We start from the raw sequence: 26903 nt of genomic DNA on the forward strand, positions 1-26903 counted from the left end.
TACGTGGAGGAATAATAGCCCGTACTCGTCTTTTTTTGTCTTCTGATGTTAAAATAGAAGGAATAAAAGAAACTGAGGTAAAAATCATGAAAATAAGTGTACGTCATCGTTATGTGGAGAAAATTCCTGTATTGGAGGTCGTCTCCGAGTCGGCAAAGACACAACCGCTGCCGTTAATTGTCTATTATCATGGCTGGCAGTCGGCAAAGGAGCTGTCGCTGACACAGGCTCGTAAACTGGCGGCGAAAGGCTTTCGAGTCGTTCTTCCAGATGCGATGAATCATGGCGAGCGGAAAACAGGGGCGGTATCGATGATTCCGTCCATTACTTTTTGGTCAAGCATTCAATATAATGTCATTGAATTCTCCGTTATTCTTCGTTTCTTTCAGCGTTTAGGGCTAGTTGAAGGAAATAAGGTGGGGGTAGGTGGTGTTTCAATGGGAGGAATTACTACTTGTGCTTTACTTACACAGCATCCTGAAATTCAAGCCGCTGTTTGCCTGATGGGAACCCCTTATCCGGGAAGATATATTCAGAGAGTGATGAGAAAGGCCAAGGAAATGGATGTGTACGTACCGGAGGATCTCCCGTTGCTATTGAGCTGGGTTGGAAATTATGATTTATCTAGAATGCCTGAAAAGCTGCAAAGCAGACCAATTCTATTCTGGCATGGCACAGAAGATGTAAAAATTCCGTATGAAGATATGACTGATTTTCAGGCATTGGTCAAGACACAGCCTTTCGCAGCTGGCAGCCGCTTTTTAACGGGAACAGGTGAAGGGCATCTGGTTCAGGGAAGTCTGATGGATACGGTTGCTGAATTTTTGGCTGAAAGTCTGAAATAGCGAGTTATTAGCTTTGCTATAAGAAATAATCTGATTCGATTGTATATGGGCGTGATAAGAAAGGCTTTTTCATAAAAATAGGCAGCAGTTATTGATACCGTCTGCCAATTCTTAATAGTTAGGAAAAATAAAACAATTAAAATAGGATTGAAGGAGGTTAAACAGCAGATAGAATAAAAACTTAGGAGTACACACATGCAATTTGCTTTTTCAAAGTAACAAGTAAGATTTATTGCCTATTTTCTTAGAAATAGTCTACGATAACTAGATATTTTTTAAGAAATTAGGTACAATAAAGACCGTTGGTACTCTGGTACTGGCAAAGGGCAACTCGGCTGGAGAGTGGCAGCTTTCCAGTCGATACTCCATTATTTGGTTGGCGCCGAATGATGGAGTGCTTTTTTATTTTGTTGGAAAACAAGGGACCTGTGAACAGATTTTGGGATAAAAACATCGAGCTTATGAATCTGTAAAGGGAAAATCGTGTTCAAAGGAAAGCTATTCTTCCTTCTGCTGTAATAAAGCTCCTTCAATACTGCTAACAGGATAGAAAAAAAGACAGTACCATAAGCTATATGCTCTGATACTGTCAATAGTTGAACAACAAATAATCTGGTTCTGAATCAATCTGAAAACAGGGGAAAGGCAAAAAACTCAGCCTTCCAAAGGAGTTTCAGGCATGAAAAAGAAAGAATAATTAACGAACTATTGGCTTTTGCATCACAGTGGCAGCTGTTGTACAAATCTTCGACTATCTGATTGGCGTCAGATAGAGAAGAGCCTTTTTTATTTATATTAAGTGAAATATTTCTATCCTGCACGTATAGTATACCTAAAGAGAGCTGTTACTGCAATAAGAAATATTACTTTAGGTAAAGAAGTCTATTGGGAGAGTGCAGCAGCTTAACTGTTAAAGCGTCTTTTTTTGGGGCATTTCAGGAAGATATGATATTCTAAAAGAAAGCGGTTAATTGGGAAAAGAGGAGTCCAGATGAACGTAGTAATCATTGGTGCATCCTTTGCAGGTATAGCAGCTGCAATAGGAATTAGACAAAAGTACAAAGAAGCTTCTGTTCAGCTTTTGGATAAGCAGGCAGATATCGGCTTTTTACCTGGAGGCTTGAATCTTTGGGCTGACGGACAAGTAGAGCAGCTGCAGGAGGCTCGTTATATCACTCCTGGACAGCTGAGGCAGCAGGGCATCGATTTATGTTTAGCCGCCGAAGTGACGGCTGTTGATACAGTACTTCATTATCTAAAATATGAAAAAGAGGGAACGGAATTTCAGATTGCCTTTGATAAACTAGTTCTAGCGACTGGCTCTAGTCAATGGTCCCGTCAAATTCCGGGAAGCAACTCGTCAAAAGTACTGAAATACAAGTTTTTAGAGGGAAGTAGTCATTCACTGGATGTTTTAGCTGATAGTCAGTCTGTAGCTGTTATTGGCGGCGGACAAATAGGTGGTGAGGCAATAGACAGCTTATTAAAGCTGAAAAAGGACATCCATTTGTTTGAAAGCATGGATTATTTGCTGTTTAAATATTTTGATCAAGAGATGATTTTGCCTGTACAGGAAGACATGAAGCAAGCAGGAGTTCAGTTCCACTTCAACGAAACCGTGGAAGAAATCGTGGAGCAGGAGCAACTATCTATTAAAACTAGAAAAGGAAACTATCAATGTGACGGTGCAGTTTTTGCAATGAATGTTCGTCCTGACTTAGCTTATCTTGATAAGCGGGTGGAGCGTCATATGGATGGGACTATTTTGGTGGATAATTACTTGCAGACTTCTCAAAAAGATGTCTTTGCAGTAGGGGATTGTATTCAGATTCGACATTCTCTTGATACAGAGTCAGTGTACATTCCTTTAGTGAATAATGCTGTACGGACCGGACTGACGGTCGCTGAAAATCTTATTGATCCTGCGGTCGAATTTACGGGTTCTTTACGGACAATAGGGACTAAGCTGGGAGAGTATTACATTGGAAGTACAGGGCTGACCGAAGCAGAGAGTTTATTTTATCCGGAGGAGGTCGCAGCTGTACACCTCACTCAGAAAGCGGCATTGTTTTCAGAAGAAATGATTTCGGGAAAATTGATTTTTGAAAAAAGCACCAAAAAATTATTAGGTGCACAGCTTGTTTCTAAAGTGGATATTTTAGAGAAAATTAATACATTGGCGTTGAGTATTCAAGTGGGACAAACATTAGTGGAGCTGTATCAAAAGGATTATCTGTTTCACCCCTTCTTCACCAATATATTAGATATTACGAATCATTTGGGGGTAGCTGGGCTATGGAGTGAACAACATGAAGATTGAGGAGCTGCTGGATAAAAAAGAAGCCCGGGAAGTTCAACTATTGAAAAAGGCGATTTTGTCAGGGGGAACCGTTTCGGAAGAGATTTTAATCAGCTATTTAGGCATTTCCAAAGCCTCTCTAGAAAGTGACATCAGCGAACTGGGATACTATTTGAAGCCTTATGAAAAAGACTGCAGGTTATTTTATGATGGCCGTCAGGTAAAGGTAGACTTTACCGATCACTTCAGTATCAGTACAGTTATCGGAGATTATCTTCAAAGCTCGTTAAAATTCCAGCTGATTAATTATTTATTTCAATATCGGGAGTTTACGATTGTTCAGCTGACGACTAAATTTATGATTAGCGAGTCATCGCTTTTTAGAAAAATTAAAGAACTGAACCAACTGTTGAAGGAATTTGATATTCAAATTCGAAATGGCCGTCTAAAAGGTGAGGAGCTGCAGATTCGCTATTTTTATTTTCAGATTTACTGGTTTTTAACACCTTATGAGCAGCATCAAAAACTGACATTGACTGCCCAGAATTTTCGGATTATTGAGGCTCTTGAAAAAGCTTTGGCGATGAATTTTACTGAAAATAGCAAACTGAAAATCAGTTTGTGGCTGACAATCAGCAAAAAAAGAATTCCAGTGAATGATAAAAAGCACGAACTTTTAAGAAGGAAAATGCTGGAGTATGAGCAGGATCCGTTGTATCAAAGTCTGCGTTCCTTTGTTATCCGTTTTTTCAGCCGTTATCCAATTGATATTGATGAGAACGAAAGTCAGCTTCATTTTGTTTTTCTAACAAGCATGTTCGTTTTATCAGAAGAGGATTTTGCTGATTATGGAATGATGAGGGGGCGAAGAAGCCCTACTTCGCTGGCAGATACCTTTTTACTGGAGCGGGTGATTTTGTATTATCGTCCGCAGAAATTTATTCCAGCGTTAGAGAAGAAAATATTCTATTATTTTTCTCAAATCCACAACCGGCTATACTTTTTTACAGGAGAATTGGAGCTTTTTGAGCAAGATAATATTTGGGAAAAGGAAGAGAAGCTGTCGGGGCATCACTTGCTTGAATTTTCCCATGAGCTGCTGAAGCAAAGCCTGTCCTTTTTTGGGGAAGCGTACCAGCAGGGAAACAGTCTTCATGAATGGTCGCTGATTAAGTATCTGAGTGTATTGGCTGTCATTGATTTTGAAATGATGGTAGAGCTGCAGATAGGGATTGACTTAAAAATGGATCCTCTGTATAGAGACGTGATGACTCAGGTATTAATGCTCAGTTTGAAAAATATTAACGGGGTAACCGTGGAAGGGTATAAAGAAAATAAGCGCTATGATTTGGTCATTACCAACTCTTTTGGGGAAAATAGTCATCTAGCAGAGCATTCCGTTTATGTTTTGTCTGAGCTGGGGTCAGCCTATGATATTTCCCAGATTAAAAAGAAAATCAGAAGCTTATATGAAAAGCAGAACAAGTCCGGGACATAAGTCAATTTCCGGACTTTCCTTCTTTTTAGTAGAACGACACAGTCGACAGAAGCTCCTTTAACACATAGAGAAGTACAGGAGTAGAAGCAGCACTTTAGGAAACAAGAGTCCAACAGAGGCTCATTTTTTATATTAGCAGAAAGCAAAAACAGTCACTTATTTTAAAATTTAAAAAAAATATGACATTTTTAGAACCGCAAATTCTTTTATTATATAGGCAAGAAAACGGTTTCTAAAAAAACAGGAGGAAGTAAACATGACAGAGAAAAAGTACATCATGGCAATCGATCAAGGAACCACAAGTTCACGGGCAATTATTTTTGATAAGGCAGGCAATAAAGTAGGAAGCTCTCAAAAAGAATTTACACAGCACTTTCCTAAAGCCGGCTGGGTAGAGCATAATGCTAATGAAATTTGGAATTCCGTTCAGTCTGTTATTGCAGGAGCATTAATTGAATCTGGTGTAAGACCGACAGACATTGTGGGAATTGGTATTACAAATCAGCGGGAAACAACCGTAGTCTGGGATAAAGAAACGGGGCTGCCCATCTACAATGCGATTGTTTGGCAATCACGCCAATCTTCGCCAATTGCCAATCAGCTGAAGGAAGACGGACACGGAGAGATGATTCATGAAAAAACCGGACTGATTATTGATGCATACTTTTCTGCAACAAAGGTCCGCTGGATATTAGATCATGTTGACGGGGCACAGGAGCGTGCGGAAAAAGGCGAGCTGTTGTTTGGAACGATTGATACTTGGCTGGTTTGGAAGCTAACCGGCGGGGAAACCCATGTGACTGACTATTCCAATGCCAGTCGGACCATGCTTTTCAATATTCATGAGCTAGACTGGGATCAGGACATATTAGACCTGCTGAATATTCCTAAAGCAATGCTGCCGAAAGCAACTTCAAATTCTGAAATTTATGGGCTGACAAAAACCTATCATTTTTATGGAAGTGAAATTCCAATTGCCGGCATGGCAGGCGATCAGCAAGCCGCTTTGTTTGGACAAATGGCTTTTGAAGCTGGAATGGTAAAAAATACCTACGGTACAGGATCCTTTATTGTGATGAATACAGGAGAGAAGCCGCAGCTGTCAGATAACAATCTTCTGACTACGATTGGCTACGGCATTAACGGCAAAGTGTACTATGCGTTAGAGGGCAGCATCTTTGTTGCTGGTTCAGCGGTACAGTGGCTAAGAGACGGATTGAAAATGATTCAGACAGCTGCTGAGTCAGAGGCAGTAGCCAATGCTTCTGTGAGCAATAATGAAGTGTATGTGGTTCCGGCATTTACTGGACTGGGTGCACCGTATTGGGATTCTGATGCAAGAGGTGCAGTGTTTGGCTTAACCAGAGGAACAACGAGAGAAGACTTTGTCAAAGCGACGTTGCAGGCAGTTGCTTATCAAGTTAGAGATATTATTGACACGATGAAAAATGATACGGGTATCGATATCCCAGTATTAAAAGTAGACGGCGGCGCAGCAAATAATGATTTACTGATGCAGTTTCAGGCTGATATTTTAAATACCTCTGTTCAAAGAGCACAAAATTTAGAAACGACAGCATTAGGCGCAGCTTTCTTAGCCGGATTAGCGGTGGGCTTCTGGAAGGATTTAGAAGAACTGAAAGCCTTTCATGAAGAAGGAGAGGTATTCGAAGTTAAAATGTCAGAGGATGAACGGGAAGACTTATATGAAGGCTGGCAGCAAGCCGTTGCAGCAACCAAAATGTTCAAGCATAAACCAAAATATGGAAAAGAGTGATGAGAGATGGCATTTTCGGCAGCTTCACGAGATGAATACATTAAAAAAATGAAAACTGAAACACTTGATTTACTGATTATTGGCGGAGGCATCACTGGAGCAGGAGTAGCGCTTCAAGCCAGCGGAGCAGGTTTGAAGACCGGACTTATTGAAATGCAGGATTTTGCAGAAGGAACTTCCTCCAGATCGACTAAGCTGGTTCATGGCGGTATTCGTTATTTAAAGAATTTTGATGTGGAGGTAGTAGCAGATACAGTTCAGGAGCGTGCAGTTGTTCAGCATATTGCTCCTCATATTCCAAAGCCGGATCCCATGCTGCTGCCAGTATATGATGAGCCGAGTGCGACCTTCACCATGTTTTCTGTAAAGGTTGCGATGGATTTATACGACCGTTTGGCTAATGTTACTGGAACCAAATTTGAAAACTATACTTTGACAAAAGAAGAGGTTTTAGAGCGTGAACCTCAGCTGAAGAAAGAAGGGTTGTTGGGGGGCGGTGTATATCTGGATTTCAGAAACAACGATGCACGTCTTGTGATTGAGAATATCAAACGGGCGGCAGCTGATGGCGGATATATGGTAAGCCGAGTTAAAGCAACAGGATTTTTATTGGATGATTCCGGCAAGATTATCGGCGTAGCGGCTAAAGATTTATTGACGGAGGATATTTTTGAAATCAAAGCTAAAGTAGTGATTAATACTACTGGACCCTGGTCAGATAAGGTTCGAGGCCTAGACAGCGACGCAAATATTACACCTCAGATGCGTCCGACAAAAGGTGTTCATCTGGTCGTAGACAGCAGTCGGTTACAGGTACCGCAGCCAACCTATTTTGATACAGGAAAGCATGACGGACGGATGGTTTTTGTTGTGCCAAGAGAAAAGAAAACATATTTTGGTACAACGGATACAGATTATACAGGAGATTATAAACATCCAGTTGTTACGCAGGAGGATGTCGAATATCTGTTAGAGGTTGTCAATAATCGCTACCCCGAAGCTGCTTTAACAGTTAACGATATAGAGTCAAGCTGGGCAGGGATTCGTCCATTGATTTCGACAAACGGCGGTTCCGATTATAATGGTGGTAAAAACGGCAAAATTACCGACGCTAGTTTTAATCAGGTTGTCGATGTTGTGTCAAGCTATCAGAAAAAACAGGCTAGTCGTTTTGATGTTGAAAAAGTATTAAATCACTTGGAGGATTCTCTCTCTGAAAGCGAAAGTAATCCGTCAGCGGTTTCAAGAGGAAGTCTATTAGAGCGGTCAGAAGATGGTCTGCTGACATTGTCCGGCGGCAAAATTACTGATTATCGTAAAATGGCAGAGGGCGCAATGAAAGAAATTCAGCGAATACTCAAAGAGGAGTTTAATCAGGTAGTCACATTGATTGATTCTAAAAACTACCCTGTATCGGGAGGGAATATTAACCCTGAACAGGTAGACGAGGAATTAGAACTTCTTGCAGAGCAGGGACGGAAAAAAGGACTGAGCAACAATGAAGCAAATTATCTGGTTCATTTATACGGATCTAATGCTGACTGGCTGTTCGCCAAAATTGATGAAATAAAACCAGCTAAAGGCTTAAGCTTAGCTGAAACGTTAGGGCTTCATTATGCAATGGAGGAAGAGATGAGTCTGACACCAGAAGATTATCTGGTACGTAGAACGAATCATTTGTTATTTATGAGAGATACTCTTGATGAAGTGAAGCAAGGAGTCATCGAAGCGATGGCAAGCTATTATGACTGGACTTCTGAGGTCAAACAGGCTTACGTAGAAAGTCTGGAGCAGGTTATCAAGGAATCTGATTTGGTTGAACTGAAAGAGAGGATGAACTGACCATGGATACATCTACAGCGCAGCTTTTCAGCGAGTTTTTAGGCACACTGATTTTGATTCTTTTAGGCGATGGTGTTTGTGCCGCAGTTAACCTAAAGAAAAGTAAAGCGGAGGCATCCGGCTGGATTGTTATTGCAATGGGCTGGGGAGCTGCAGTTACAATGGGTGCTTATATTGCCGGCTTTATGGGACCAGCTCATTTAAATCCAGCTGTAACGATTGCTATGGCGATGACTGGCAGCTTTGAGTGGGGCATGGTGATTCCGTTTATTCTAGCTCAGCTAACTGGAGCGTTTACTGGAGCTGTTCTTGTTTGGCTGGCGTATCTGCCCCACTGGAAAGAAACCGAAGATCAGGGCGCAGTTCTGGGTACATTCGCAACTGGTCCGGCAATCCGAAACTATCCAGCAAACATGATTACTGAAATCATCGGCACATTTGTTCTTGTCCTTGGTTTACTGGCATTTTCACAAAATGATTTTGCTGCAGGAGTTAATCCAATGGTTGTGGGGATTCTAATCCTGTCTATCGGCTTATCTCTTGGCGGGCCAACAGGCTATGCAATCAATCCAGCACGGGATTTTGGTCCACGGCTGGCGCATCAGCTCTTGCCAATCTCAACAAAAGGAAGCTCAGACTGGAGTTATTCTTGGGTACCGATTATTGGACCTGTTATTGGCGCAGTAATCGCCGGAGGAATTTGGCTGATGATCGTTTAACAAAATAAAGAGTGTCTCCTATAGGAGGTTGTGACAAAAGTGTTTAGCTCCGAGAACCAAGATTGTCAAGAAACACTACGAGGGAACCAAGTAGCTGTTGATTGATACCTACCTGGAGCTTTTCACATTTTTGAGATAGTTCGTCTTATTTCTCGAATTTCGACTTTTTGAAGTGTCCGCTAAAGTTAATTTTCTCCTAACTTTAGCGGGGACTTTATTTTTGCTTCCTACTTGCTTTGAGAAATAGTGTACAGCTGCTTGAGGATTAGTGCAAAACTGTGAGTTGAAGGGAATAAGCAGCTCCGCTGTATCTCCCCTTGACCAAAGAAGAATACCAGTCAAGATACTAAGTATGGAAAAAGGTTTAAGGAAATAATTGTTAGTAAATATTGTAGCTCATCTGTATTTTCAGCCGTTAAAAATAGTGCAACGCTCTTTAAGCTGTTTTTAAGGGATAAAAATGATTATTATGGTTCTATATTTCTTTTGGATGAAAAGTAAATATTGTGTTTACATCGGGCATTTTTTTTTGTACTCTTAACTTGAGTTTATTTTTTTGTTGAAGGGGGAACAATGGGTGTCCTATCAAGAGATGGCATTTCTTTTTCTCGGAGGGTTAGGAATTTTTCTATTCGGGATGAAGTATATGGGAGATGGTCTGCAGAAAACTGCTGGAGATTCTCTAAGAGATATTTTAAATACATTTACCTCAACACCTTTAAGAGCTGTTCTGGCAGGAATAGTTGTGACGGGAATTATTCAGTCTAGTTCCGGTACAACAGTTTTAACAGTTGGACTGGTGAGTGTGGGTTTTATGTCGCTGCGTCAGGCAATCGGAGTAATTATGGGAGCGAATGTGGGAACAACTGTAACCGCATTTATTATTGGCTTTAATTTAAGTGCCTACTCGCTGCCGATTATGGGTATAGGTTCGATTATGCTTTTCTTTTTCAAACGGGAGAAAATCAACAATATCGGTCAGATTCTGTTTGGCTTCGGCTGTTTGTTTTATGGATTAAAGCTAATGGGCAGCGGTATGGCGCCTTTACAGGAGCTGCCGCAGTTTTCAAAGCTGATGGTCGAGGTTTCTGACTATCCGATTTTAGGTGTAGGGATTGGTACCTTGCTGACGATGGTTCTGCAGAGTTCCAGTGCTACAATCGGTATTTTGCAACAATTGTATACACAAGGAAGTTTAGAAATTGGTGCGGCTCTGCCAATCTTATTTGGGGATAATATCGGCACAACAATAACAGCTGTTATTGCTGCGTTAGGAGCAAGCGTGGCGGCTAAGCGTACAGCTGCCTCTCACGTTGTCTTTAATCTTGTGGGAGCAATCATATTTACTATCTTACTTTCACCATTTACAGCGGTCGTTGTCAGCATATCAAGCATGTTTGGATTGAATCCGGCAATGCAGATTGCCGTAGCACATGGGATATTTAATGTCTCTAATCTGCTGATTCAATTCTGGTTTATCAGTAAAATTGAACTGCTGGTACGCAAGATTATTCCAGGAAGTGATAAAGAAGGAATTGACTTCAAGCCTTCTAATCTAAACGAAACGATTATTCAAAGCTCGCCTACCCTTGCCTTGAATCAAGCAAAAATTGAACTGCTCCAGATGGGTGAATACGTTGTGGGAGCATTTGAAGCAACGAAGGCTTTTTATGAAAAACAGGATAATGTGGACCGCGAAAATGCCAATCAATATGAAACGGCTATTAATGATATGGACAATCGTTTGACGGAATATTTGGTGCAGCTTTCTTCTGCAGAGCTGACTATCGCTGAGAGTCATGAGCAGACAATGATGCTGGAGTTAACTAAGGATTTGGAGCGGATAGGGGATCATTGCCGCAATATTACTCAGAATATCGATGAAGCGATTAAGCTGGAAAAGAAACAGAAGGCAAAAGACAAAAAAGCCGGCAAGCTTTCCAGTCGGGATACATTGATTCTTTATGATGAAGACTTAATTGATTTGTTCAATAAAGTATTGAAAAACATCAAAGACTCATTAACGGCGTTTGAAAATGACGATAAAACAATGGCTGAGCACATGATTGAACGAGAAGAGCAGATTGACGAGATGGTTAAACTCCTGCGGAAAAAATATATTTCAATCATGAACAGCGGAAAAGGCCGGGCGGCAGACGGCATTCTGTTTATCGACTCAGCTTCAAATCTGGAACGAATGAGCGACCGTACGATTCACATGGCTAAGTATGTACTGGGCGAGCGCTATGGGACAGAAACAATCTCTGTAGAGCAATCCATCAATCCAGTTATCAAGCTGGTTGATTAGTGTTGTATTGTGAATAATAAGAAGCAGTTGAGAGAGCTGTTTTAGTAACGGGACTATTCGGCTTTAGTACAAATAACTATACTAAGACTTGTAGAGAAGGTAATTCGATAGAATATCTTACTACTCGTCTTAGTATTTTTTTATTAGATGTGGGTTGAAAGAAGTGCTTTTTCGGGCAGGCAAAGTGAGGTAAAGTGAAAGAGGATAACCTAAACTTAAATAAATGGAGTTGAACGTAATGGAATGGATGGAACGATTAGAAAGCTCGCTGGTTTATATAGAAAAAAATCTGACTGGCATTATCGACTATAAAGAGCTGGCAGCAATTGCCTGCTGCTCGGAATATCATTATCAGCGAATTTTTTCCTACATGGTAGGTGTACCATTGACGGAGTATATCCGCAGACGGCGGCTGTCTCTTGCGGGTGTGGATCTGCAAGAAGGGGCAAAGGTGATTGACGCGGCAGTCAAGTATGGTTATGAATCATCAAACTCTTTTGCCAGAGCTTTTAAGAAGCTTCACGGGTTGACACCTTCACAGGCGCAAAAAGAGGGCGTACCATTAAAATCCTATCCGCGGATTAAATTCCAGATTTCAATTAAAGGAGCTGTGGAGATGGAATACCGGATTGAAAAAAAAGAGGCCTTTCGTATTGTGGGAGCAAGGCGGACTCTGTCAAAAGAAATCGAAGAAAATTTTAACGAAGTCCCTGAATTTTGGACAAAAGTAACAACAGACGGCACCTTACAGAAGCTATTTCCGTTAATGGATAGTAATCCTCAAGGCGTACAGGGCATCATGGGGATAAGTACAGGCTTTGGGGATGAAACAGCTGTTTCCGAATATTACATTGGAGTAGCCAGTGATCAAACAGTCCCGGAAGGTTTAAGCAGTTATACAGTTGAGGGATTTACATGGGCTATTTTCTCTGGTCGGGGACCAATGCCTCAAGCGATACAAGAGTTGGAAAAAAGAATTGTGACCGACTGGCTGCCTAGTTCAGGATATGAATATGCTGATGGTCCGGATATTGAATTGTATATAGAGCCGAATCCGGAAGAAGCCGCCTTTGAAGTTTGGATTCCAGTAGTGAGAGGAAACGAATGACTTAAGAGAACAATAATTGAAGGAAGGGAAGCAAAATGAAGTTTAAAGGACCGATGCTAGTAGTTAAGGATATAGAACGCACGAAGAAATTTTATACAGAGCTTCTTGGTTTGCGGGTTATTTCTGATTTAGGTGAGAATGCAACATTTACAGGCGGGTTATCCGTTCAGACGGAAAATTCATGGATGATGTTTACGAAATGTTCGCAGGATTTTTTCCGTTATCAGGGAAACGATGTGGAAATGTATTTTGAGGAAGAAGATTTCGATGGATTTATTACTAAAATAAAAAAAGCGGACATTCCGACAATAGAAGAAGCGCTGGTTATGCCTTGGGGGCAGAGAGTTGTGCGCCTATATGATCCGGATAAACACATTATTGAGGTTGGCGAAGAACTAAAGCTGATGATGAAAAGACTGCATAAAGAAGGGTATTCTGTAGAGGACTTGGTTGAAAAGACCTTTATGAAAAAAGGCATAATTGAACGGATGCTGAAAAGCTAAATGCAAAAGCGATGTTGTCATCTTTTTTGCTGATAATCACAGCAGATAAAAAAGAACGAAATGGTGGGTCTTCACTTATGATTTAGGAAACTAACGCATAGGGATGATTGACAAATTTCGTTCTTTTTTTTATCAGTTTGCGCTAATCTTGCCTAGATTCTTATTCGTCAACGCGTGTTTATCTTTAAAATCACCGATTATTGACTGTTGATAAAATGAATGAAAATCAAATAATACGGCAGCATTTTAGTCTAGTGAAGTACGTAGTGCCCATTCTTTGGCATCAACCTTTGTAAAGCTTGAATTTTCCCTACATATATCAAGCCAATCAATATGAGCTCTGATAGCCTCTTCACTTAGCCCGAGTTCTTTTTTCATAGCTACGAGTATTTTGTAAGAGGCTTCGTTTGGATTTGCAGCAGTGCTTTGTGCTGCGTAATAGTAGCGCAATAATTTTACTTCCTTACTCTCGTGCTGCTTCAACTTTTGAGAGCGCAGCTCCGAAAAATTCTCATAAGATTTTATCCTGCATAGCTCTGGCAAAATCCAGGTTTCAAAATCGGCTCCTATCTGTCTACAAATCTGCTCGATTGGTCTATTGGATGGAAGAAAGTTTTTATACCCGTCAATTTTATACATACCACCAGAATAATAGGGAGAAAGCATACCGCAATAAGGTAAAAAATCAAATTGGTTTAATTCGCATGCTTGATTGTAAATCCATTGTTTTGAAAGCTGTTCTTTTATTTCGTCTTTTTTTGAAGCGCTTATATGAAAGCGAAAACTTGCCCCAGTGCTGTTACTGTTAAACTGAGAGTTCATCATGTGAATAATTAAATACGAGTCTCCAATTTCCCGATACCATGTTAATCCGGTTGTGGAAAACCCATTTTTTTTAAGTAAAGGCTTTATTACTTGTTTTACAATAATATTGCGTTTTTCGACAGGAGTTAAACTTATTTCCCGCGCTTTTTGGTGCTGGTACGCTGCAACATCATCATCTGAGATAGCCAATTCGTTCATAATACCACTCGTATCGTAAGGCAGGTATTCAGGCATTGATATGAGTTCCAAATAATAGTTTACTTTTTCTTCTTTCATCATTTTATACCCTTTCTTCAACCACATAAAACCAAAGAGAATATAACAGTAGTATAGCATATATGTTTCAAGCAAATCGTAGGCTGGAGAAAACAAGAGTATATTCAACTGATTTGTCATTATGTGGAAGCTCAATACAACTTTCACGGTTAAAAGCCTTCTTAAAGAAAACTTATGAAAGAAGAGAACAGTTATACTATTTCATTAGGGGATAATTCGATATAATGGACTATATTGATAGAACAGGAGATAACTATGGAAGCTATTTTTTATTTATCCTCAGATAAAGAAACAGAGCTGCATCTTGTGTGCTGGAAGCCTAAGCAGCAGCCGATAGGTATTGTTCAGCTAATTCACGGAATGGCTGAGTATATTGAGCGGTATACTGAATTTGCAGAGTATCTGACTCGTTTAGGTTATCTAGTTGTGGGGCATGACCATTTAGGGCATGGAAAATCGGTAGATAGTAAAGAGCCTCAGCACGGCTATTTCGGCAAAGGTCGAACAGAACAGATTCTAATTGAAGATATTGATCAAGTAAGGCAATGGACACTGGGCAGATACCCAGAGCTTCCATATTTTATGCTGGGACACAGCATGGGGTCGTTTGCCTTGCGGAACTATCTGCAAAGTCATCATGAATCAGTTTCAGGCGTTGTCTTAATGGGAACCGGAACCGGCTCTGCTGCAATTCCGGCAGCCTTATCCATTACAACAGGCTTAAACAAGCTGCAGCCCAAAAAAGTAAATCAATGGCTAGATGAGTTAGCATTTGGCTCCTTTAGCAAACACTTTCCGGAAGAGAGCCGCTTTAACTGGCTGAGTAAAAATCAGTTAAATGTGCAGCAATATGAAGAAGATGCTTTGACTGGCTTTACATTTACCAATAATGGATTTCATACATTGTTCCAGCTAATTCATAAGGCGAATCGTTCCGGCTGGGCAGAACGTCTACCTAAGAATTTGTCAGTTCTGGTCATCAGCGGTGAAGAGGATCCAGTCGGCGGGTATGGAAAAGGTGTGAGAAAGGTAGCTAAAACACTGAGTTCGTCCGGTATAAAGGATGTTTCTTTGGCCTTATTTACTGAGCTGCGCCACGAGATTCTTTTTGAGGACGAGAAAGAGCAGGTTTATGGGGCCATCAGCAGCTGGCTGGCTCGGCAGTTAAAGAAAAACGGGTAGTAAGTATGCGGATTTAGAAATGAACTCAATTGCTATTTCCGCCATTTTTTAATACACTGGATGAATCAGCTGAAAACTGGGATTTCAGAGCAGGGATGACACTGAAGTGATGAATTGTATCAGCAATATTCGGGAGTAATAATTATCGGGAGAATAGGAAAAAATGAAAAAGAAAGCAATTAGGGAAATTGGCGCCGCGAATTTGAATTGGCTGTTCCGACATGAAGAAATCAAGAAAAATAAAGAAGCTGAACTATATCAAGAATTATTTTACGATATAGTTTGGAAACAGGCTGCTGTTGTAGGAGTTGTTAAGTCGCTGCCGTTTGAACTGGACACCGCACCTGTAATGACGCAGGGCTGGGCTGAAGGTAAGCAGATAGTTGTACCAAAAACAACTAAAAACGGCTTGGTTTTTCATCAAATTACTGCTGAATCAGTTTTTGTTGAATCAGCTTTTGGTGTAGAAGAGCCGGCGATAGAAAAAGAAATTAAGCTGTCAGAGATTGACTTGCTGATTGTTCCAGGCTTAATTTTTAAAATTAACGGGTATCGGGTAGGCTTTGGGGGAGGTTATTACGACCGTGTGTTAAAGGATTTTCAAGGGAAAAGCTGTAGTTTGGTATTTAGCGAACAAATTCAGGAAAGCTGGCAGATTGAAGAATTTGACCAGAGAGTAGACAAACTGTTTATTCGATAAGGAGGATTTGATGGATTATCAAACAAAGATAAAAAGAAAGCGAATATTTAACCAGCCATTTATCACATATGGATTATTAGTAGTTACAACTGTGTTCTTTTTGGGGATGGAGCTCACAGGCGGATCAGAAGTGAATGAAGTACTGCTGCGCTGGGGAGCGATGCAGAAGCAATCGGTTGTCCAGAATCATGAATTCTGGCGTTTTTTCACTCCGATGTTTTTACATATAGGCTGGATGCATTTTGCTATAAACATGGTTACACTTTATTATGTAGGACGGCAGGTCGAAAATATTTACGGACATTGGCGTTATCTGGCAATTTACCTTTTAAGCGGGATAGCCGGTAATTTACTGAGTTTTGCTTTTAGTCAAGGTGCGGTTTCAGCTGGTGCCAGCACTTCGTTGTTTGGCTTGTTTGGCGCCTTTCTGATTTTAGGCAGACATTTCAGGAATGATCCTGCGATTACTTTTATGTCGAGGCAATATGGTATTTTTATTGCCATCAACTTATTTTTTAACCTGTTCAGCCCGTCTGTAGACATCGCTGGACATATTGGCGGTTTACTTGGCGGACTTTTAACAGCGACATTTTTAGCAGTACCTAAGCGCTCGGAGTCCTTCAATATTCATGAGCGTATTATCAGTGGAATGATTTTTGTTTTTATTCTAGTAATTTGCTTTTTCTTAGGTTTTAAAAATGCTTATTAAACTGTATAATGATAAGGAAGTGCTTTGACTTGGAAACGCTATATGATGTTCAGCAGCTGTTCAAAAGATTTGGGATATACATCTATGTAGGCGCCAGAATCTATGATATTGAGTTGATGATGATTGAGCTGAAGAATCTTTATGATAGTCAGTTGGTTGATAAAGAGACCTACCTTCATGCCCGGCGAATTCTGAACCGTGAGCACAGAATTGAAGAAAATAGAACACAAGGGAAAGGGATCGAATGAAATGGATAAGAAGATTATAGGAATTGACTTAGGCGGTACCACAATCAAGTTCGCGATTTTAACGCTGGATGGAGAAATTCAGCAAAAATGGAGCATTGAAACAAACATTCTAGATGACGGAACTCATATCGTACCTGATATCATTGCGTCGATCAACCATCGTATTTCTCTTTATGGAATGGACAAATCTGATTTTGTCGGCATCGGTATGGGAACTCCAGGCAGCGTAGACATCGAAGCTGGTACCGTAGTCGGCGCCTACAATCTAAACTGGATAACAGTTCAGCCAGTGAAAGAGCTGATTGAAGCCGGCACAGGAATTCCTTATACTGTAGATAATGATGCAAATGTGGCTGCGCTGGGGGAACGCTGGAAAGGCGCTGGTGAAAATGATGCAAATGTGGCTTTCATTACTTTGGGTACAGGTGTCGGCGGCGGTATTATTGCAGAAGGTCAGCTGCTGCACGGAACAGCTGGCTGTGCAGGAGAAATCGGGCATGCAACTGTTGATCCTGAAGGTTTTCAATGTACCTGCGGTAAGCGGGGCTGTCTGGAAACGGTAGCCAGTGCGACAGGTGTTGTTAGATTGGCAAGAAAACTATCAGAAGAATATGCTGGAGATTCTGAACTGAAACAGATGATTGATGATGGTCAGGCTGTTAGCAGTAAAGATGTGTTTGAATACGCTGAAAAGGGCGATGCATTTGCTTTGATGGTTGTTGATAAGGTATGCTTCTATCTTGGATTGGCTTTAGGGAACATTGGAAATATTCTGAATCCTTCGTCAATCGTCATCGGTGGCGGCGTTTCAGCAGCAGGCGAATTTTTAAGAAGCCGTGTTGAGAACTATTTCAATGAATTTACCTTCCCGCAGGTTCGGGAAAGTACAAAAATAAAATTAGCTATATTAGGAAATGAAGCCGGTGTAGTAGGTGCTGCTTCTCTGGCATTAAAATTTAACGAAGAGTAAGAGAGGGTTTTTAGATGTCTGTGTTAATGGTTTTGAATATTATTTTAGGTGCAATTCTTTTGATGATGGTTGGAAATGTGCTGTACACATTTATTTTAGGAAAGACAACAGCTAAACTGCTGACAGATGATGAATTTAAAGAAGGAATGAGAAAAGCACAGGTAATCGATGTGAGAGAAAAAGATTCCTTTGATGCTGGGCATATTTTAGGTGCCCGCAATGTACCGTCTTCTCAATTAAAAACCGGTATGCAGTCGATTCGTAAAGATCAGCCAGTCTATCTTTATGACCAGCGGCGTTCAACTAGCCTGCGTGTTGCACGCAAGCTAAAGAAAGCCGGTTATCAAGAATTGTATGTGCTAAAAGAAGGGTACGACAATTGGACAGGTAAAATTAAAAAGAAAAATACTATATAAAAGGCTCTATATCAAATCTTGTTGATAGAACAAAAAACTGAAATAATTGTAAAACTTGGAACAAAAAGCAGGAAACTTCTGGTTTTGTTTCAGGTTTTTTATTTGAAAGGAAACTCTGTCAATTAGCTGAGCTGCTAAGCTTTGCTTTATCTGGAGTAATCGCAGAGTTAGGTCTAGTCACCTGATAGCCTGTCTATAGGTGGAAAGTCTCTATTCAATGATTCAAATAAATGGCTCTATTTCCATGTGATCCCTGCTTGTGCATCATTTGATTAGAACGGAGCGAGCTAATTTTTTCAAGGACTACTTATCGAAGCTACGCCCACTATTTTACTAGCAGTTTTTAGACAAAGAGAAATTGTCAGTTAGCTATAGAACCTAAAAAAGCAAGGAAGGCTGCTTTCTCTGTTTTTTACTAAAGGGGTTGCAGACTTCTTTTACCTGCAGCGATACTCGAAAGAAAAATTTCCAAATAGAAATAGTTTTCTTTTTATTATTTTAAGATACAATGGAAGAGGGGGATCGTTATGATTTATCTGAAAAGAGCGTATGAAAAACCGGAAGCAGAAGATGGCTGTCGTGTTTTAGTTGACCGTCTGTGGCCCAGAGGGGTGTCCAAAGAAAAGGCGCAGATTGACTATTGGCTGAAAGCAGCAGCTCCCAGTAAGGAATTAAGGCAATGGTTTAATCACGATCCTGAGAAATTTAGCGAATTTAAAGAGAAATACAAAGTAGAACTTAAAGAAAACCCGGTAGTAGTTGAACAGCTGTTGGAGCTGACAAAAAAAGAAAAGGTTACTCTTATTTATGGAGCGAAAAATAAAAAAATGAATAATGCTGTGGTTTTAAAAGAAGTTATCGAAAACCTAGTGAGTTAATTTTCCAGAAAGATTCGGGAGCAACTCCTATATTTCGCGCCTAGGCTATGTGGAAGCAGGCTGCTAATTGTAAGAAATTTATCCGATTTTTGTTTAGCATTAATGAAAAGTTTATCCTATTTATATAAGCGTAATGAGAAGAAAGGAGGAATGAGATGAAGCTTGTGATAGTCGGCGGCGGTCCTAGAGGCTTGTCTGCTTTGGAACGAATTGTTGAGCGTTCGAGAGATGTCAAAAACTTAAAAATCACGATGTTTGATCCTTATGGACCCGGAGGGAAAATCTGGCGGCAGGATCAGCCGCTGTCTCTAAAAATGAATACAGTGGCTTGTCAGGTCACTTTATTTACAGATGAAACCCTTGGTACAGATGGACCAGTAGCGAAAGGTCCTAATCTTTATGAGTGGGCGCGGGATTACGCCGAAGAATTTATTCAGGAGGAGCTTAGCGGTGCGTTAGCCTTTATCAATGAAGCTCGAAATCTAGGGCCGAATGATCATTGCTCCAGAGCTTTTTATGGCGTGTATCAGCGTTGGTTCTACAAATATATTCGAACGAGAATGACGGAGCAAACCTCTGTCACCTTCTTTAATGATACCGTTCGTGCAGTTCGAAAAGCGGAAGAAGGATTTCTTGTATACACACAATCAGTAGAGATTACAGCAGATAAAGTGGTCTTGGCTCTTGGTCATCAAGAGGTTGAAGGGACAGCCGCTGAGAAGGAGCTAGCTGCCTATGCAGCAGAACATCGTCTATTTTATTCACAACCGAAGAATGCTGCAGATAACTTCTTTGATGCTGTTAAACCCAGACAGACAGTGCTGTTAAAAGGTTTAGGTCTATCCTTTTTTGATTATATGACCATGCTGACTGTCAATCGCGGTGGTACTTTCCGGCGGAAAAATGGCCAGCTGGATTACCTGCCCTCCGGGAATGAGCCCCTGATTGTGGCTGGTTCCGGCAGAGGCTTTCCTTATCATGCCCGTGGTGTCAATCAAAAATCCTATGGGGAACAGTATCAGCCACGCTTTCTCAAACAGAAGAATTTGAATAAATGGAAACGAAAAGGCAGCTTTCCAGCGGAAGAATTTTTTTATTTGTTAAAAAAAGAAGTAGAATTTGTTTACTATTCAGCCTTAATCAAGGAGAAGTATCCTGAAATCAATCAAAAGCGGTTTGCAGAGGAGTACATCCGAAAAAAAGGAGACAGCACAGTCATCAGTAAATATGCAATTTCAGAAGAGGATTATTGGGACTGGTCTAAAATTGAGCACCCAGATCAGGGCTTGTCTTCTTACAAGAATTTTTCAGAAGCCGTTTTAAACTACGTTCTTCATGATGCCGGAGAGGCCCGAAAAGGGAATATCGATGGTCCTCTAAGCAGTGCGTTCGACAGTTTGAAGGATATGCGGGATCAGGTCCGTTTTATGCTGGATCATCAGCTGTTCACAGAAAAAGAGTACAAAGAGCAGTTTTTGGAAAAATTCATTTCCTTAGATTCCTTTTTGTCTATTGGTCCTCCTTTAGAACGAATGGAGGAGCTTTCGGCTTTGTTGAAGGCTGGTGTAGTAACAATTCTGGCGCCGGAAATGAAGATAGACATGAAGGACGGACGATTTATTGGTTATTCAGCAAATGATCCTGAAAAAAAATACGATGCATTCTTTTTGATGGAAGCGAGAATTCCTTCTATTGATGTGAAAAGAAGTGTTAGTCCGCTGATGCAGCAGCTGCTTAAAGAAAAGGTTGGCAGACGTCATCGATTAACCATCGATGGAGAAGCTCACTATACAGGAGCAATTGATGTAGAAGCGGTTTCTAATCAGCTGATTGATGGAGAAGGAAAGGTTGTTCCAGGTTTATTCTGTTATGGAATTCCTACAGAAGGGATTCATTGGCTAACAGCCGCTACCTCCAGACCGGGAACGGACCCATGGAATCTGCGAGAAGCAGATTGTATTGCCGCACGCATCTTGAAAGAATATTTAGCATGAGGAATTAGAAATTAGAACAGCTGAACAGCGCAGATTGTTTGAGCGCTTGCTCGTGAGGCTGGGTATCAGCCAGAGGTCTTCCTCACAACCGCTTGGTATTCCTTTATTTACGACTGGAAAAGTTTATAATCCCTTTAATAAAAAAAGCCAAAGATTTCTCTAGATGAAAGAGAAGTCTTCGGCTTTTTTTATGTATTTCTTTAGCGGGAAACGCGTTTACGCATAGCTTTCTTGCGGTTTTCTTCAATCATGTTTTCTTTTTCTTCGATTGGATCAATCACTGTTTTTTTAACTGTTAGAGCAAGACCAGCAACTGCTGCACAAGTAACTGCAGTTCCAACTAATAGACCAGAAACAAATTTTTTCATAAATTCCATCTCCTCGTTATAAATGATTCTTCTCTTACTATTATGAAGCAAAAGATCAAAAAAGCCAACTGTTATGTAAAGTAGCGGAATATATATTTCTCCATCAATTGATTAAAAATACAACAGCACAATGACGGTGGCAGCTGGTTCTTCTTTGATATGGTTATTCCATTAGTGCAGGCAGCTCCTATTTCTTTAGTGAATATGTGCTTGAGGAATGAAATTAATCAGGAAAAATGAGATAATTCCTTATGAATGATGGAATGGGAAGGGAAAGAAAATAATGAAGCTAGAACAAGCAATCAAACAATTCAATGATTCAGCAATTCAGCTGGGCGGATGGATGGAGCTGGACCGTTTATACTTAACAAATCGAATCCTTGAATGGGTCGGTGGATATTCAGACGAAAAAACAGTTTTTTCTGAGGCGGCTGAAACACCTATTCAGTTATTCCTTTTGATTGCAGTAAAAAATAAAAAAATAGCGGATACAGACTGGGAAAAAAATCAGCTGCAGAAAAAATTTCAAGAGCTGCTGACACCGCCTCCCTCTGTTGTTAATGCACTTTTCGCTCAATATTATGCGAAAAAGCCAGCTGATGCAACAGAATATTTTTATAACCTGTGTTGTCAAACGGGCTATGTCGCTCCACTAGAACGGTCAGCAGCTCCTCAGAATTTTTTAGGAGCAGAATGCAGTGAATTAACCGAAACAGCAGAGGAGCGAATGAGCGGATTTTTCAGTCTGTTTCATAAAAAACAGCCGAATCCCAGCTGTTATCACTGCTTTGAAAACGAAGGATTCAATGGAGAAAGCTCAGTAGAAACAGCAGCCAGCCGTTTGATTCGGATGAACCTTCAAGGAGAAAGCTGGGGCTTCCATTATAGTCCTGCTGCACAATTTCCAGAACAGTTTTATATCTCCTCAGAGGAGCATAAACCTTTGGTTTGGGGGACAGCAGCAGTTCAGCGTATGCTAGACATCTTAGACATATTTCCTCATTACTTTATTTCATTTGACGGGGAAACTAGGGAATCCCATGGCTATTATCAGGGCGGAGCTGCTTCTTTGCCTAGTCTGGCTGTCGAGGCAGAAGCGTTTATTGAACGAAAGGAGTACCCATTGCTTAATATAGGTGTAGTTCCGGGGCTTTTTCCTGCTGTTCAGCTGCAGGGGCCTGATAAGAATGAACTAATTGAGAGTATCTTGTTTCTAACTTCTCAATGGAAAAATTTCAAAAAAGGAGCAGGAAGTAAGCCTGTGATAGTTGGTCGAAAGAGAGAAAACAGCTACACCTTCAATTTGTTCTTTATTAATCGGACCCAGGTGCCCGTTATCGATGACTATTTAGCCGTTGGTGAAAATCTTGTTCCGCTATTGTCGGGAAAGGTTGTTTTTCGCTCAGGTAAGATGAAATCTGGAGAAATAGCAGAACAGCTGCAACAGGCGGTGGACTGTCTGTCGCCATTTGAAAAGAATCATGAAGTTGCTTCACTCATTCAATTTTTGCATACGCTGGAAGATTAAAGACAGAAAGCAGGTAAAAAATGAAGATTGGAAAATCATATGGCTACCCGATTCTGCTTGCGGGATTGGCCTATGTTAGTTGTCTATGGGGATACTTGCTTTTTCAGCCGCTTATTCGGGAATCAAATGGAACAGAAACCAACACGTCCGCTGCTCTTTATTCAACAGAGGAGCAGTTAGCCATCCTGCAGAACTTCCCGAAGCTTTACCAAGCGTTAGAAGAACCGAAGGCACAACAGCTATTCATTATTCCGGGTTTATTAACTACAAAGACCCTAAGCAGTAATCAAAATCAGACTGCTTCTGTTTGTAATGAGATGGATCAGCAAGGTGTTGCGGTTACGGAAAATTATCTAATTGTTAGTGCGTATTGTCATGATAAAAAGCATAATTCTGTATTGTATGTATTAGATAAATCCAGTGGAAGCTACCTTAAAACGATTGTGCTTCAGGGCAAGCCTCATGTGGGTGGAATATCCTATGACTCGGAGTTTCAAAATCTCTGGATTTGCGCTCGAAAAGATAATCAGGCACAATTAGCGGCTGTTCAGTTAAGAAATCTGGAAGCATATGACTTTTCCAAAAGCAGCCAGCCAATAGCCTATGATCAGTCTGTTCTTTTACCGGAAATCAAGCGGGCCTCTTTTGTGACCTGGCATCAGCAGCACCTGTATGTTGGCTATTTTGATGAGAATAGAGATGGGGTTATTGAGAAGTACGCACTGGATAATCGAGGTGCCTTTAAAACAGGCAGTCAAGGACAGATTCATGTGAAGCATAAAACTAAGATTTCTCCTATTCAATCAGCCCTGATTGATCAGCGAATCCAAGGAGCTGCTTTCTACAAGGATTATTTGCTATTGTCTCAATCTAATGGCGGCAGAAACCCGTCAAAGCTGATTATTTTAGAGGATTATGTTGAAGGAGAGGTATTTATTGATCAAGAAACAGCACCGAGTATTGATATGCCGGAGCGGATGGAGCAGATTGCCAGCGATGGAAAATATCTTTATACGGTTTACGAATCTTCAAGCAGTTTTTTTAGGAAATTTACAAGAAATAAAGTCGATCGTGTACTGAAGCTCGAATTGTCCGAACTAATAAAAAAATAACTGTTCTTCTTTTGTTAGCAATGTTATACTAATTTGGTAACATTATTTAAAAGGAGAGAACAATGAAAAAGAAAGCGTATCGAAACACACCAGCCTTTTCATTTATGAGCTGGGGGTCATTTGCCTTTTTTGTGGCATTAATGTTGATTGGATTATACACATTGAAAGAGCCTTTGATGGTAAAAGGCTACTACTTGATGGGATCAGTGGGATTGATTTCTTCTTCCTTTACTCTGGCTAAGGTCATCAGAGATAATCAGGAAGATGAGGAGCGGTACAAGCAAATGTTCCGTGCAATGGATGATTCTATCAAAAATGAAGATGGTTCTATCTAAATCACAGATAATCTGAGAGACGGGGAAAGAAGCATCACATCTTTAACAAAACAAATAGGAATACTTTTAGTGTAACAAGGCTATAAGGGATGATTCTGATTTGTTTTGGTCTGCGGCGTTTGCTGCAGCTTGGATGTGGCGGCTGCTTCTACCCGTCTTTTTTGTTTTGTATAAATTTAAAATTCTGAAATGCCAGTCAGATGGGTGTTTCAGAATTTTTTTCAAAAAATCTCATTTTTTGTTTTTTTTACAAGGGATAAAAAATAAAGTCTCATTTTCTTTGATAATAATTTAAAATATTGATACATTGTTTGATATTTTATTTGTTATAATTATATATCTAAATGCATTGAAGCAAGTCAAAGAGTAAGATTCCGCTCTGTGTTCTAATAAAAGATAGTAGTGTTGGTACTTTATTGAAAGGTTAATGACTACTATTGTAAGCATTTAGACAGACAAAGGAGAAAAATAAAAAGGAGTGATTCAATGTTTCTCACCGCAGAGTATAAAAAGAAGAGAGACGACTATCAGCTGCTGAAAACTGAGCTGGACTTGTTCCAACAGCAGCATACAGAGAAGCAAACACAGATAAATGATTGTTTAAATCAGGCAAAAAACAGTCTTTCTGGTGTTTCAGAAGGCAGCGGGACACCGAATGAAGCGACAATTAACAAGGCAGAAGAATTATTTTCAGAGCTGCAAATCTTGCTGAATGCATTGAGTAGAAGAAACAGCAGTATTAAGAACGGCACGACCGTTGCTCAACAAAAATATGAGCACTATAACACCTTGTATCAAGCAGAAAAAGCGAGAGAACATGCGCATTTTGAAGCGGAACGGCAAAGGCTGCTGAATCCAACACCCTCTGACCGTAAAGCTGATACACAGGATTTCTTTAATAGAAATAATCAGATTATAAATCCAAAATGGTAAATAGTAGAGGAGGAAAGCAATGGAAAAATTAATCATTAAAGAAGGTGAATTAGTACAGGCAACGGCGCTGGCGGAGTCGGCAAAGGCTGATATTAAGCATGCGTTGAGCGCAGCTAAATCACTGGCAGGCAGCACAACAAGCTGGCAGGGAGAAGCGAAAAATACGTATGCCATGTATTTGGATATTTTGTCTCAGAATCATGAAGAAGTAGCTGAGATGATTCAGGATTTTCACAGTGCCTTAAAAAAGCTGGATGAAGATTGTAAGGTTTTTGACAGCGGCGATATGGCAGAAATCAGAGGAATATGAGGAGGGAAAAGAATGCTGTTGACGAAAGAAGCGTTGCTCATACTGACAGATACGGTGGGTCATGATGAGCTGTTTGGCTTTCCTGACCTGACTTTTTACCGAATGAATCAAAAACAATTCCATCAGCAGGGGTTAAAGGAGTTAAGGAGGCATCAGCTGCTGGATGAAGAAGAACAGTTAACGGACGAAGGTTTCTTTCTCGCATTGTTAGTGGAAAAATATGGTGATGCTGAACAATATATTTCTATCGGAAATCGTTATTTTATCGCACTACTGGAAGAGTGCATTCTACTGGAAAAAACAGAGACAGGCTATCTGTTCCAGCTGTTCAGACCAGAGGAGCTGTTGAGCTACCTGTATGTTCATTTTACAATTTTTGCTCGGGAGCCCTTAGAAGAAGAAGCAGGCTTCCGCAGCAGAAGGGCCCGCATTGATTTGACTGAGCTGGAGCAGGAAGATATTTCTCATCTTCTGCCGATTGGTTCTATTGAACGGACGGAAACAGAAATAAAGAAGGTAGAGTTTGTCCTGTTCATTTCTGACGGATTGCTTTATCGCTTACAGGAGGGCAAATTAAAACGAATAAGTCAGTACTGGTTGACTAAATGGCTGGTTGACCGCTTAGGGATTACCTACGAACTGGAAGATGAGACAAGAAAAAGGGGGTTGTCTAATTGGTAAGTGCATCCGTATCCGTTAATCCGGAGGAGCTTTCCGGACTTGTAACACAGCTGCAGCAAATTACGCAGCAATTGAATGAGGCAGCGGGAAAGCTGTCTTCTTTGAATAATAGCGCTTATTATGAAGGCGGTGACGGTCAGATGATGGTTGAGCTGTTTCAAGCCTATTCTTCGGTTCGTGTAGAAGAGCTAGCAACGCATTACCAGCGTTTAGCGGAGTATGTCACCTTCGTTTCTGAGACTTCAGTAGCTGCAGACCAGCTGCTGAAGAAGAAAAGTCAGGAAGCAATGGCAGGCTTTGAACGTGAAAGAAATGAACGCTTACATCCAAATTTTAATCAGAAAAAATCAGCACCGGAAGGTTTGGCAGGAATTCAAAAGCAGCAGAATGATATCCTGCGCCCTTTTGGCTAAAAAAGGAGGAAAAGGTTGGATATAAAGTATAATGCAGCAGATTGGCAGGCGTTGAGCGAGGGTGTGGGCTTTATCGAAAGCATGGATCTCTTTTCTATGCTGAAGGAAGCCGACCGTCTCAGTGAA

26 protein-coding genes are annotated in these 26903 nt (G+C 40.6%); 24 read left to right on the plus strand and 2 right to left on the minus strand.

From position 1 onward, the window contains the following. The first annotated feature begins 86 nt into the window (after positions 1-86). From ACYSNQ_RS16295 to ACYSNQ_RS16335, 9 genes are all read left to right on the plus strand, one after another. On the plus strand, positions 87-845 hold the full coding sequence (locus ACYSNQ_RS16295) for an alpha/beta fold hydrolase (RefSeq protein WP_426084646.1): 759 nt from the start codon (positions 87-89) through the stop codon (positions 843-845). 991 nt (positions 846-1836) lie between these two features. Continuing rightward, entirely contained in the window at positions 1837-3165 is a 1329-nt protein-coding gene (locus tag ACYSNQ_RS16300) for an FAD-dependent oxidoreductase (RefSeq protein WP_426084647.1), read from the plus strand. After that, positions 3155-4642, plus strand: coding sequence for a helix-turn-helix domain-containing protein (locus tag ACYSNQ_RS16305; RefSeq protein WP_426084648.1), 1488 nt, complete (start codon positions 3155-3157; stop codon positions 4640-4642). Before ACYSNQ_RS16300 ends, ACYSNQ_RS16305 begins: the two co-directional genes overlap by 11 nt. Positions 4643-4898: 256 nt before the next feature. After that, on the plus strand, positions 4899-6419 hold the full coding sequence (gene glpK, locus ACYSNQ_RS16310) for a glycerol kinase GlpK (RefSeq protein WP_426084649.1): 1521 nt from the start codon (positions 4899-4901) through the stop codon (positions 6417-6419). Between the two features lie 6 nt (positions 6420-6425). Beyond that, entirely contained in the window at positions 6426-8261 is a 1836-nt protein-coding gene (gene glpO / locus ACYSNQ_RS16315; RefSeq protein ID WP_426084650.1) for a type 1 glycerol-3-phosphate oxidase, read from the plus strand. A gap of 2 nt (positions 8262-8263) precedes the next feature. Next, the gene (locus tag ACYSNQ_RS16320; protein ID WP_426084651.1) at positions 8264-8980 is read left to right on the plus strand and encodes an MIP/aquaporin family protein; all 717 of its coding nucleotides are present in this window, start codon (positions 8264-8266) and stop codon (positions 8978-8980) included. Positions 8981-9557: 577 nt separating this feature from the next. Then, entirely contained in the window at positions 9558-11288 is a 1731-nt protein-coding gene (locus ACYSNQ_RS16325; RefSeq protein WP_426084652.1) for a Na/Pi cotransporter family protein, read from the plus strand. A 238-nt stretch (positions 11289-11526) separates the two neighbouring features. Next, the gene (locus ACYSNQ_RS16330; protein WP_426084653.1) at positions 11527-12396 is read left to right on the plus strand and encodes an AraC family transcriptional regulator; all 870 of its coding nucleotides are present in this window, start codon (positions 11527-11529) and stop codon (positions 12394-12396) included. A 35-nt stretch (positions 12397-12431) separates the two neighbouring features. Then, the gene (locus ACYSNQ_RS16335) at positions 12432-12899 is read left to right on the plus strand and encodes a VOC family protein (RefSeq protein ID WP_426084654.1); all 468 of its coding nucleotides are present in this window, start codon (positions 12432-12434) and stop codon (positions 12897-12899) included. 246 nt (positions 12900-13145) lie between these two features. Here ACYSNQ_RS16335 and ACYSNQ_RS16340 read toward each other — a convergent pair whose 3' ends face one another. After that, complete coding sequence (locus tag ACYSNQ_RS16340) at positions 13146-14003, minus strand: DUF4304 domain-containing protein (RefSeq protein ID WP_426084655.1); 858 nt, start codon at positions 14001-14003, stop codon at positions 13146-13148. 252 nt (positions 14004-14255) lie between these two features. Here ACYSNQ_RS16340 and ACYSNQ_RS16345 point away from each other — a divergent pair, with 252 nt between their 5' ends. The 8 genes from ACYSNQ_RS16345 (at position 14256) to ACYSNQ_RS16380 (ending at position 21097) form a co-directional block, all read left to right on the plus strand. Beyond that, entirely contained in the window at positions 14256-15182 is a 927-nt protein-coding gene (locus tag ACYSNQ_RS16345; RefSeq protein WP_426084656.1) for an alpha/beta fold hydrolase, read from the plus strand. A gap of 163 nt (positions 15183-15345) precedes the next feature. After that, positions 15346-15882: a 5-formyltetrahydrofolate cyclo-ligase gene (locus ACYSNQ_RS16350; protein WP_426084657.1), complete on the plus strand. Its 537-nt coding sequence runs from the start codon at positions 15346-15348 to the stop codon at positions 15880-15882. Between the two features lie 10 nt (positions 15883-15892). Continuing rightward, on the plus strand, positions 15893-16591 hold the full coding sequence (locus tag ACYSNQ_RS16355) for a rhomboid family intramembrane serine protease (RefSeq protein ID WP_426084658.1): 699 nt from the start codon (positions 15893-15895) through the stop codon (positions 16589-16591). A 29-nt stretch (positions 16592-16620) separates the two neighbouring features. Further along, entirely contained in the window at positions 16621-16839 is a 219-nt protein-coding gene (locus ACYSNQ_RS16360) for a YqgQ family protein (protein WP_426084659.1), read from the plus strand. Position 16840: 1 nt separating this feature from the next. After that, positions 16841-17809: an ROK family glucokinase gene (locus ACYSNQ_RS16365; protein ID WP_426084660.1), complete on the plus strand. Its 969-nt coding sequence runs from the start codon at positions 16841-16843 to the stop codon at positions 17807-17809. Between the two features lie 14 nt (positions 17810-17823). Next, the gene (locus ACYSNQ_RS16370; protein ID WP_426084661.1) at positions 17824-18225 is read left to right on the plus strand and encodes a rhodanese-like domain-containing protein; all 402 of its coding nucleotides are present in this window, start codon (positions 17824-17826) and stop codon (positions 18223-18225) included. A gap of 527 nt (positions 18226-18752) precedes the next feature. Next, positions 18753-19103: a DUF488 domain-containing protein gene (locus ACYSNQ_RS16375; RefSeq protein ID WP_426084662.1), complete on the plus strand. Its 351-nt coding sequence runs from the start codon at positions 18753-18755 to the stop codon at positions 19101-19103. 155 nt (positions 19104-19258) lie between these two features. Beyond that, entirely contained in the window at positions 19259-21097 is a 1839-nt protein-coding gene (locus tag ACYSNQ_RS16380; protein WP_426084663.1) for an FAD/NAD(P)-binding protein, read from the plus strand. Between the two features lie 200 nt (positions 21098-21297). Here ACYSNQ_RS16380 and ACYSNQ_RS16385 read toward each other — a convergent pair whose 3' ends face one another. Next, on the minus strand, positions 21298-21465 hold the full coding sequence (locus ACYSNQ_RS16385) for a DUF3042 family protein (RefSeq protein WP_426084664.1): 168 nt from the start codon (positions 21463-21465) through the stop codon (positions 21298-21300). Between the two features lie 283 nt (positions 21466-21748). On the opposite strand from ACYSNQ_RS16385, the gene ACYSNQ_RS16390 reads away from it, so the two are divergent. The 7 genes from ACYSNQ_RS16390 to ACYSNQ_RS16420 all read left to right on the plus strand — a co-directional run bounded on the left by ACYSNQ_RS16390 (position 21749) and on the right by ACYSNQ_RS16420 (position 26777). Beyond that, a complete protein-coding gene (locus tag ACYSNQ_RS16390; RefSeq protein WP_426084665.1) occupies positions 21749-22993 on the plus strand; it encodes a hypothetical protein in 1245 nt (414 codons plus the stop codon). Positions 22994-23013: 20 nt separating this feature from the next. Next, positions 23014-24105 (plus strand): YncE family protein, encoded by a 1092-nt coding sequence (locus tag ACYSNQ_RS16395; protein ID WP_426084666.1) that lies wholly within the window; start codon positions 23014-23016, stop codon positions 24103-24105. A gap of 62 nt (positions 24106-24167) precedes the next feature. Next, positions 24168-24440: a YiaA/YiaB family inner membrane protein gene (locus tag ACYSNQ_RS16400; protein WP_426084667.1), complete on the plus strand. Its 273-nt coding sequence runs from the start codon at positions 24168-24170 to the stop codon at positions 24438-24440. 486 nt (positions 24441-24926) lie between these two features. Continuing rightward, the gene (locus ACYSNQ_RS16405) at positions 24927-25373 is read left to right on the plus strand and encodes a hypothetical protein (RefSeq protein WP_426084668.1); all 447 of its coding nucleotides are present in this window, start codon (positions 24927-24929) and stop codon (positions 25371-25373) included. A 19-nt stretch (positions 25374-25392) separates the two neighbouring features. Beyond that, complete coding sequence (locus ACYSNQ_RS16410) at positions 25393-25683, plus strand: hypothetical protein (RefSeq protein WP_426084669.1); 291 nt, start codon at positions 25393-25395, stop codon at positions 25681-25683. A gap of 12 nt (positions 25684-25695) precedes the next feature. Then, positions 25696-26364, plus strand: coding sequence for a DUF5081 family protein (locus tag ACYSNQ_RS16415; protein ID WP_426084670.1), 669 nt, complete (start codon positions 25696-25698; stop codon positions 26362-26364). Then, a complete protein-coding gene (locus ACYSNQ_RS16420) occupies positions 26358-26777 on the plus strand; it encodes a hypothetical protein (protein WP_426084671.1) in 420 nt (139 codons plus the stop codon). The genes ACYSNQ_RS16415 and ACYSNQ_RS16420 overlap by 7 nt, the downstream gene beginning before the upstream one ends. The last annotated feature ends 126 nt before the right edge of the window (positions 26778-26903 follow it).

Source organism: Enterococcus sp. LJL51 (assembly GCF_054871795.1).